The organism is Pantoea sp. Cr_R13, assembly GCF_029222565.1.
Taxonomy (GTDB): Bacteria; Pseudomonadota; Gammaproteobacteria; order Enterobacterales; family Enterobacteriaceae; genus Pantoea; species Pantoea eucalypti.
In genome coordinates, this window is sequence record NZ_JARHXL010000015.1 from 263513 (window position 1) to 272250 (window position 8738).

Sequence of the window (8738 nt, forward strand, 5' to 3'; positions counted from 1 at the left end):
TTTTAGCCTCCCAGCTTGCTCTTATCGCGGACGGCGCCTTTGTCAGCACTGGTCGCGAGTAATGCGTAAGCACGCAGCGCAAAGGAGACTTCACGCTGACGATTGACCGGCGTATAGGCCGCATCGCCACGTGCCTGCTGCTCTTCACGGCGGGCGTGCAGTTCGTTATCCGGCACAGCGAGTTTGATGCCGCGATTAGGGATATCGATTTCAATGGTATCGCCATCTTTGACCAGCGCAATGGTGCCGCCGTTAGCCGCTTCCGGCGAAGCGTGGCCGATAGAGAGGCCAGATGTGCCGCCGGAGAACCGACCGTCGGTGATCAGTGCGCAGCTTTTGCCCAGGCCCATCGATTTCAGATAGGTGGTCGGATAGAGCATTTCCTGCATGCCCGGCCCGCCTTTTGGTCCTTCGTAGCGGATGACGACCACGTCGCCTGCCACAACTTTGCCGCCCAGAATCGCTTCTACCGCGTCATCCTGGCTTTCATAGACTTTAGCCGGACCGGTGAAGGTCAGGATCTCTTTGTCTACGCCCGCCGTTTTAACGATACAGCCATCTTCGGCGATGTTGCCGTAAAGCACGGCCAGACCGCCATCCTGCGAGTAAGCGTTTTCGCGGGTGCGGATACAGCCTTCGGCACGATCATCATCCAGCGTGTCCCAGCGGCAGTTCTGTGAGAACGCCTGGGTGGTACGGATGCCTGCCGGGCCAGCGCGGAACATATCTTTCACCGCCTGATCTTTGGTCAGCATGATGTCGTACTGATCCAGCGTTTCACGCATCGTCTGCTGCAGAATATTACGGGCGCTGCTGTCGAACAGGCCTGCGCGATCCAACTCGCCCAGAATCGCAAAAACACCACCCGCGCGATGCACATCTTCCATGTGATATTTCGGGGTACTTGGCGCGACTTTACAAAGCTGAGGCACTTTACGTGACAGGCGATCGATGTCGGAGATATTAAAGTCGATGTCGCCTTCCTGTGCCGCCGCCAGCAGGTGCAATACGGTGTTGGTGGAACCGCCCATGGCGATATCCAGCATCATGGCGTTCTCGAAAGCGGCCTTGTTAGCGATGTTACGTGGCAGCATGTTGACGTCATCCTGCTCGTAGTAGCGCTTGGTCAGACTGACGATGCGCTTACCGGCATTGATGAACAGTTCTTTGCGATCGGCGTGCGTGGCCAGCAGTGACCCGTTGCCAGGCTGCGACAGGCCCAGAGCTTCGGTCAGACAGTTCATCGAGTTGGCGGTGAACATACCGGAGCAGGAGCCACAGGTCGGGCAGGCAGAGCGTTCGATCTGATCGCTGTCGGCATCGCTGACGTTCGGGTTGGCACCCTGAATCATCGCATCCACCAGATCCAGCTTGATGATTTTGTCAGAAAGCTTGGTTTTACCCGCTTCCATCGGTCCGCCGGAAACAAAGATCACAGGAATGTTCAGGCGCAGTGACGCCATCAGCATTCCCGGCGTGATTTTATCGCAGTTAGAGATGCAGACCATGGCGTCGGCGCAGTGCGCGTTGACCATGTACTCGACCGAATCGGCAATCAGTTCGCGCGAAGGCAGTGAATACAGCATGCCGCCATGACCCATGGCAATACCGTCATCCACCGCGATGGTGTTGAACTCTTTAGCCACACCACCTGACGCTTCAATCTGCTCAGCGACGAGTTTACCCAGGTCGCGAAGGTGAACGTGGCCAGGGACAAATTGGGTGAATGAGTTAACCACAGCGATAATCGGCTTGCCGAAATCGTCGTCGGTCATTCCTGTCGCGCGCCATAAGGCACGGGCACCCGCCATATTGCGGCCGTGGGTGGTAGTGGCGGAACGGTACTTAGGCATGCTCTATTTACTCCAGTAAGAATAAGCTCGCGGACGTCAGATGACGCCCGCGCTGTATCTGATTATGGGTTAACCGGATCTAACCAGCCCCATTTGTCTTCTGTTTCGCCAGTGAACAGACCAAAGAAGGCCTCCTGGATGCGTTTGGTGACCGGACCACGTTTGCCTTCGCCCACCTGAATGCGATCCACGCTGCGTACCGGCGTGATTTCTGCGGCGGTGCCAGACATAAAGACTTCGTCAGCCAGATAGAGCGACTCACGCGACAGCGTCTGCTCACGCACTTCAATGCCCATATCGCGCGCCAGCGTGATGATGGCATCGCGGGTGATACCCGGCAGTGCAGAGGAGGTGAATGGCGGCGTAAACAGCACACCATCTTTAACTTCAAACAGGTTCTCGCCAGCGCCTTCTGAAATCAGGCCATTGGTGTCCAGCGCGATACCTTCCTGATAACCGTGACGACGGGCTTCGCTGCCCACCAGCAGTGAGGAGAGGTAGTTACCACCCGCTTTCGCGGCGGTTGGCAGGGTATTTGGCGCAACGCGGTTCCATGAGGAGACCATCGCATCGATGCCGTTTTCCAGCGCTTCTGCGCCCAGGTATGCGCCCCACGGGAAGGCAGCAATGATCACATCGGTGGTGAAGCCGTCTGGCGGGTTCACGCCCAGGCCCACATCGCCAACAAAGGCCAGCGGACGGATATAAGCACTTTTCAGTTTGTTCACGCGGATGACTTCGCGGCACGCTTCCATCAGCTCATCAACGCTGCTTTTAATCGGGAAGCGGTAGATTTTGGCGGAGTCGTGCAGACGTTGCATGTGTTCGCGATGACGGAACACAACCGGTCCTTTGTGAGAGTCGTAGCAACGCACGCCTTCAAATACCGACGTACCGTAGTGCAACGCGTGAGACATGACGCTGACCTTCGCATCTTCCCACTTAACCATCTCGCCATTGAACCAAATAAAGTCTGCTTTCTTCGTGCTCATTGTTATTTCCTCTCGCGGCTACGCGCGGATTTGTTGTGTTGTCTGTTGTTGAATCTGAACGCATGCAACGTCGATCAATTTACTTAACTGCGAAGACAGTAAATCGACGGAGCGCTGGCTGGCAACGGTCATTTCAATATTAATGTTTTCTGCGTTGGCGACTGAGGCCATGTTCATAGAACAGACCTGAAAACCGCGGTGACGCACGACGCGTAAAATGCGCTCTAATATTTCAGGGCGGAAACGGGCTTCGATAGACAATTGATGCTGGTTCATACGGTTTTCTCCATCATGTTTGCATTGCTGGCACCCGGCGGTACCAGTGGCCAGACGTTTTCATGCTCATCTATTGCAACATGCAGGAAGTAAGGACCTTCGCTGTTCAGCAGAGCATCAAGGGCGGCGTCGACCTGATCTTTACGGGTAATGCGCTGGCCAGGAATGTTGAACGCGCTGGCCAGCGTGAGGAAGTCGGGATTATCGGACAGGTTGGTTTCGCTGTAACGACCATCAAAAAAGAGCTGCTGCCACTGGCGCACCATGCCCAGACGCTGGTTATCCATCAGTACGATTTTAACCGGCAGCTTGCCGCGCTTGATGGTACCCAGTTCCTGAATGTTCATCATGATGGAGCCATCACCCGAGACACAGATAACCGTATCTTCCGGGCGTGCAACCTGTGCGCCGATAGCGGCAGGCAAACCAAAGCCCATGGTGCCTAAACCACTGGAGGTGATGAAGTTCTCCGGCGCGCTAAATGCCATGTGCTGTGCCGTCCACATCTGATGCTGACCAACGTCGGTGGTCACAACAGTATTGGCCGGTTTGCGATCGGAAAGCTGCTTCAGCAACAGCGGCGCATAGATCGCTTCGCCTGGATGGTCATAGCGCCATGAGTGACTGGCTTTAAGCGCTTTCACCTCATCACGCCAGGCGTTGATGTGCAGCGGCTGACTCAGAGCAGGCAGCAATTCGTTGAGATCACCCTGCAGAGAGACGTGTGCGCGACGTAATTTGTTTAACTCAGCGGGATCGATGTCGAGATGAATCACGCTGGCGTGGGGGGCAAAAGTATCCAGCTTGCCGGTGACGCGGTCGTCGAAGCGTGCACCGACCGCGATCAGCAGGTCACATGCCTGTACGGCCAGATTGGCAGCTTTCGTGCCGTGCATCCCCAGCATGCCCAGATAGACCTCACTGTGTGGATCCACGCTGCCTAAGCCTTTCAGGGTAGCCACTGCCGGAATACCGGTCTCTTCTGCCAGCGCACGCAGTGCCGGAACAGCCTGCGCCAGACCGACGCCACCGCCAACGTAGAGCATGGGTTTTCTGGCCTGCGCCATCAGTGCACGTGCTTCGTGAATTGCCTGATGTGGCAGCGCGCTTCCCTCTTCTACCGGCACCAGATGCGGTGCGGGCTCACCCTGCGCAATCTGAATATCTTTCGGGATATCGACCAGCACCGGGCCCGGACGACCCGACTGCGCCAGCGCAAAGGCTTCCGCCATGATAGCGGGCAGCTCATCCAGCGACTCGACCAGGAAGCTGTGTTTGGTGCAGGCCAGCGAGAGTCCCAGAACGTCGATCTCCTGGAAAGCATCGGTGCCGATGAAGGCAGAGGTCACCTGACCGGTGATTGCCACAACCGGAACCGAATCCATCATGGCATCTGCCAGGCCCGTAATCAGGTTAGTCGCGCCAGGGCCTGAAGTGGCGATACAGACGCCAGTTTTGCCGGTTGAGCGGGCATAGCCAATCGCCGCCATCACTGCGCCCTGCTCATGACGACACAGTAGGTGTTCCACGCCGCCATCATAGAGCGCGTCGTATACCGGCATGATTGCGCCGCCAGGGTAACCAAATACGGTATTAACCCCCTGCGCGCGTAAAGCCTGAACTACCCACTGTGCACCTGTCATCGCTATTCTCCTGTGTCCTGACCGGAACAACAGAATTTTATGCTACTGTTCATTGTTTGTTCCTTGTGGATTTACTGATATTTCCTCGGGTCGAAAAAAAACCCCCGGACCTTTCGGTGCGGGGGTTTTTTCGGATTCGAGGCTTGATTTTTAAGCCTTTCTTTCTCCAAGCGTTGCCCCGCACGGTAGGTTAATAACCACCACCACGCTAATCACGACCAGGCTAATCACTTGTAGAAGGGCTTTCATGTGTTGTTCAATTCTTTTACGTGTTCGAAGTAATGCCTACAGAGTTATCATAGTCAGGGGTTATGGCACAACTTTTTTTACAGACTTTTTTTAACCACAGGCGCTGGATAACGACCTATCAATCTGTATTACAAGAAATAATTACATGATGATAATTATTCATCACTTTAGTGGCGTAATCATGTTTTGATGAATTTGCGCGCAGTTTCACAAGGTTTCAATACGCCTTGAAAAAAACGCTGATGAGCTTGACGATGGCTCGAACTGTGCTGATCATCCCCTCGCTTTCGTTTGACGCTGTCACCAGACTGGCGGCAACAAGGAGCGAGTATGTCATTATCAAAAGTTCTGACCCGGGCAGCATTAGGCGTAGAAGCCCCGCTGGTGACCATTGAGGCGCATATCAGTAACGGCCTGCCAGCGTTAACACTGGTGGGTTTGCCTGAAACCACCGTGAAAGAGGCACGTGAGCGGGTCCGCAGCGCAATTATCAACAGTGGTTTTACCTTTCCGGCAAAGCGCGTCACCATCAATCTGGCCCCGGCAGATTTACCCAAAGAGGGCGGGCGGTATGACTTACCTATGGCGATCGCCATTCTGGTCGCCTCTGAGCAGCTTCCTGCCGATAAGCTGACGCACTATGAGTTTCTGGGTGAGCTGGCACTCGATGGCGCAGTGTGCGGTGTACAGGGCGCGATTCCAGCGGCTATGGTGGCGATACAGGCTGGAAGGCAGCTGGTGCTCTCCGTTGAAAATCAGGGTGATGCCGGACTCATCCGTCAGGGGTTGTCGCTGGTCGCCTCTCACCTTAGCGAGGTATGCGCCTTTCTGCGTAATGAACTCACATTACCGACGGCCCAATACCCTGAACAGCAGGGCGACACGCCAGCTGATGATCTCGCTGATATCATTGGTCAGGAGCAGGGGCGCAGAGCACTGGAGATCACGGCGGCAGGCGGTCATAACCTGCTGCTGATTGGGCCACCTGGCACGGGTAAAACGATGCTCGCCACCCGACTGCCTGGCATAATGCCTTCCCTTAGCGATCAGGAAGCTCTGGAGTGCGCGGCAATCGACAGCCTGGTGAACAACAATACCCTGCACCGACAGTGGCGCACGCGGCCTTTCAGGTCACCTCACCATAGCGCATCTCTCTATGCTTTGATTGGTGGCGGATCATTGCCACGGCCCGGTGAGATATCCCTCGCCCACAATGGCGTACTGTTTCTGGATGAGTTACCGGAATTTGATCGCAAGGTACTGGACTCCCTGCGCGAGCCATTAGAGTCGGGCGTCATCGCTATTTCCCGTGCCCGGGCAAAAGTTACCTATCCGGCACGGTTTCAGTTGATCGCTGCGATGAATCCCAGTCCAACCGGGCATTATCAGGGACAACACAACCGCTGCTCACCCCAACAGGTTTTGCGATATCTCAGTAAGCTATCAGGCCCTTTTTTGGATCGTTTTGATCTTTCGCTGGAGGTGCCGCTACCGCCGAGTGGGATGCTCAGCGGTCAGCGCACCAGAGCGGAAGCGTCTGAGCAGGTACGTCATCGGGTGGTCGCGGCACGTAACATTCAGCTGGCCCGCACAGGCAAGATCAATGCGCATTTAAACAATGCAGAGATTATGCGCTGGTGTCAGCCTGCCAAAGAAGACGCGGAGTGGCTGGAGTCCGTGCTGGAGAAACTGGGTTTGTCTGTGCGGGCATGGCAGCGGATTTTGAAAGTGGCGCGTACCGTTGCCGATCTCGCGGGGGATACGGATATTAGCCGGTCACATCTGCAGGAAGCGGTCAGTTACCGTACAATAGATCGATTAATGATTCATCTGCACAACAGCCTGCAATAAAAAAAGGGGCTTTCGCCCCTTCTCTGTTAATCGTCGCTGTCGGTAAAGTCTTCAACGGTGTCCATCTGCGGTTTACCGCCAGAGAGCGTATGAAAACGCTTAGGACGCTTAATGCGGGTCATATACTTAGACCATACGCGCTCAGCTTCTGTTTGCGGCTCACGCACGCCACGACACACTTCAATAAACAAACGTTCTTCTTCAGTTACAGGCTCACGCTTTGATAAATCCAGCTCATTAAAAGCAAAACCGTGGCGTTCAAGAAGCTGAGCTTCTTTAATAGTAAAGTCACCGTGGCGTGAGAAACCACGCGGGTAATGTTTGTTATCAAAGAAACGATTCTCTGTTGAGAAGCTTTCCGCCATGTTACACGCTCCTGATTTTCTAATGCCGTGCTGTTAATGGCGCGGAGTATTAGATAGGCTTGACAGAGTGTAAAACAAAACATTTAAATCTATACGACAAACATTTTTTGGGAGAACGCTGTGGATACGGAATTACTGAAAACTTTCCTGGAAGTGAGCAGGACACGTCATTTTGGGCGTGCTGCAGAAGCACTTTACCTTACGCAATCTGCTGTCAGTTTTCGCATCCGTCAGTTAGAGAATCAGCTTGGCGTTAATCTTTTTACACGGCATCGCAATAACATACGTCTGACGGCGGCAGGAGAGCGACTGCTTCCCTATGCTGAAAGCCTGATGAGCACCTGGATGATGGCGAAGAAGGAGGTTTCTCATACTCAGCAGCATCATGAGCTTTCTATAGGTGCCAGTGCATCTCTATGGGAAGCCTATCTGACGCCATGGCTACAGACGCTGTATGAGAATCGGGAAAGCCTGCATTTAGAAGCGCGCGTGGCACAGCGGCATCTGCTGGTTAAACAGCTTCATGAGCGCCAGCTGGATCTGTTGATCACCACTGAAGCGCCTAAGATGGATGAGTTAACCAGTCAGCAGATTGGTCATATTTCACTGGCGCTGTTCTGCGCCCGGCAGAGCGAAAAGCGCGAGAAATATGATTACATTAAGCTGGAATGGGGAGCTGATTTTCATCAGCATCAGAGCTATCTCTCGGGGGCTGATGATGTGCCGGTGCTCTCCACAACGTCAGCGCATGTCACCCGTGAACTGCTGCATACCACCGGCGCATGCGCGTTTCTGCCGGACTTCTGGCAAAGTGTTTACAGTGAGTTGATGATGATTCCAGATACACCCGTTGCCGTTCGTCCTCTCTATGCTGTCTGGTTGCAGAACAGCGATCAGCAGGCACATATCCGCCAGTTGCTTAAATTCCCGATTCTGGTCAGGCAAAACAGCTGAATTTACGGGAAAAAGAGGTGAGCAGGGAAGATCAGAGGCCAGTTAGCGTTAGCTGGTTTTTCTTTTTTGCTTTTTTAAAGGCAAAAAAAATCCTTTGCCGAAGCAAAGGATCGTTTTCTGGCAGGGGCGGAGGGACTCGAACCCCCAACACCCGGTTTTGGAGACCGGTGCTCTACCAATTGAACTACGCCCCTAATAGGGTGGCGGAACGGACGGGGCTCGAACCCGCGACCCCCTGCGTGACAGGCAGGTATTCTAACCAACTGAACTACCGCTCCACCGATTCTTTCACGGTTCTCAGCAACCGGCTGAGAGCCGTCTGTTCCTGTTACTTTCCTTGTCAGGGGAAAAGGAACGAATTTGATGCCTGGCAGTTCCCTACTCTCGCATGGGGAGACCCCACACTACCATCGGCGCTACGGCGTTTCACTTCTGAGTTCGGCATGGGGTCAGGTGGGACCACCGCGCTAAAGCCGCCAGGCAGATTCTGTTCTCCGCGCCGCCCCTGAAGGCCGCGCAGATTATTATCCGGTACAGGCTGAAAATTGTGTCTCT

Annotated in this window: 8 protein-coding genes, 2 tRNA genes and 1 rRNA gene; 2 read left to right on the plus strand and 9 right to left on the minus strand. The window is 54.4% G+C overall.

Features of this window, described 5'->3' with window-relative positions; genetic code table 11:
* Positions 1 to 2: 2 nt before the first annotated feature.
* From ilvD to ilvL, 5 genes are all read right to left on the minus strand, one after another.
* Positions 3 to 1853 carry a dihydroxy-acid dehydratase gene (gene ilvD, locus P2R09_RS16085; RefSeq protein ID WP_008926357.1) on the minus strand — a complete coding sequence of 617 codons (1851 nt, stop codon included), beginning with the start codon at positions 1851 to 1853 and terminating at the stop codon, positions 3 to 5.
* Between the two features lie 62 nt (positions 1854 to 1915).
* Positions 1916 to 2845: a branched-chain amino acid transaminase gene (locus P2R09_RS16090; protein ID WP_039661111.1), complete on the minus strand. Its 930-nt coding sequence runs from the start codon at positions 2843 to 2845 to the stop codon at positions 1916 to 1918.
* Positions 2846 to 2863: 18 nt separating this feature from the next.
* The gene (gene ilvM / locus P2R09_RS16095; RefSeq protein WP_008926359.1) at positions 2864 to 3121 is read right to left on the minus strand and encodes an acetolactate synthase 2 small subunit; all 258 of its coding nucleotides are present in this window, start codon (positions 3119 to 3121) and stop codon (positions 2864 to 2866) included.
* Positions 3118 to 4764: an acetolactate synthase 2 catalytic subunit gene (ilvG, locus tag P2R09_RS16100; protein ID WP_078805089.1), complete on the minus strand. Its 1647-nt coding sequence runs from the start codon at positions 4762 to 4764 to the stop codon at positions 3118 to 3120. The genes ilvM and ilvG overlap by 4 nt, the downstream gene beginning before the upstream one ends.
* Positions 4765 to 4914: 150 nt before the next feature.
* The gene (gene ilvL, locus P2R09_RS16105; RefSeq protein WP_072101316.1) at positions 4915 to 5013 is read right to left on the minus strand and encodes an ilv operon leader peptide; all 99 of its coding nucleotides are present in this window, start codon (positions 5011 to 5013) and stop codon (positions 4915 to 4917) included.
* 330 nt (positions 5014 to 5343) lie between these two features.
* On the opposite strand from ilvL, the gene P2R09_RS16110 reads away from it, so the two are divergent.
* Positions 5344 to 6864: a YifB family Mg chelatase-like AAA ATPase gene (locus P2R09_RS16110; RefSeq protein ID WP_275771218.1), complete on the plus strand. Its 1521-nt coding sequence runs from the start codon at positions 5344 to 5346 to the stop codon at positions 6862 to 6864.
* A 26-nt stretch (positions 6865 to 6890) separates the two neighbouring features.
* Here P2R09_RS16110 and P2R09_RS16115 read toward each other — a convergent pair whose 3' ends face one another.
* A complete protein-coding gene (locus P2R09_RS16115; RefSeq protein ID WP_008926362.1) occupies positions 6891 to 7229 on the minus strand; it encodes a DUF413 domain-containing protein in 339 nt (112 codons plus the stop codon).
* Positions 7230 to 7349: 120 nt separating this feature from the next.
* On the opposite strand from P2R09_RS16115, the gene hdfR reads away from it, so the two are divergent.
* A complete protein-coding gene (gene hdfR, locus P2R09_RS16120; RefSeq protein WP_008926363.1) occupies positions 7350 to 8183 on the plus strand; it encodes an HTH-type transcriptional regulator HdfR in 834 nt (277 codons plus the stop codon).
* Positions 8184 to 8301: 118 nt separating this feature from the next.
* Here the strand turns inward: hdfR and P2R09_RS16125 are convergent.
* From P2R09_RS16125 to rrf, 3 genes are all read right to left on the minus strand, one after another.
* Positions 8302 to 8377: transfer RNA gene (locus P2R09_RS16125), tRNA-Trp, on the minus strand.
* Positions 8378 to 8384: 7 nt separating this feature from the next.
* Positions 8385 to 8461 (minus strand) — tRNA-Asp (locus tag P2R09_RS16130).
* 87 nt (positions 8462 to 8548) lie between these two features.
* Positions 8549 to 8664, minus strand: a 5S ribosomal RNA gene (rrf, locus tag P2R09_RS16135).
* Between the last annotated feature and the right edge of the window lie 74 nt (positions 8665 to 8738).

What these genes read in the sequence shown, in the direction of transcription:
- ilvM (WP_008926359.1), bottom strand. Translation starts at nt 3,121, where the DNA reads ATGAACCAGCATCAATTGTCTATCGAAGCCCGTTTCCGCCCTGAAATA.
- ilvG (WP_078805089.1), bottom strand. Translation starts at nt 4,764, where the DNA reads ATGACAGGTGCACAGTGGGTAGTTCAGGCTTTACGCGCGCAGGGGGTT.
- ilvL (WP_072101316.1), bottom strand. Translation starts at nt 5,013, where the DNA reads ATGAAAGCCCTTCTACAAGTGATTAGCCTGGTCGTGATTAGCGTGGTG.
- ilvD (WP_008926357.1), bottom strand. Translation starts at nt 1,853, where the DNA reads ATGCCTAAGTACCGTTCCGCCACTACCACCCACGGCCGCAATATGGCG.
- P2R09_RS16090 (WP_039661111.1), bottom strand. Translation starts at nt 2,845, where the DNA reads ATGAGCACGAAGAAAGCAGACTTTATTTGGTTCAATGGCGAGATGGTT.
- P2R09_RS16110 (WP_275771218.1), top strand. Translation starts at nt 5,344, where the DNA reads ATGTCATTATCAAAAGTTCTGACCCGGGCAGCATTAGGCGTAGAAGCC.
- P2R09_RS16115 (WP_008926362.1), bottom strand. Translation starts at nt 7,229, where the DNA reads ATGGCGGAAAGCTTCTCAACAGAGAATCGTTTCTTTGATAACAAACAT.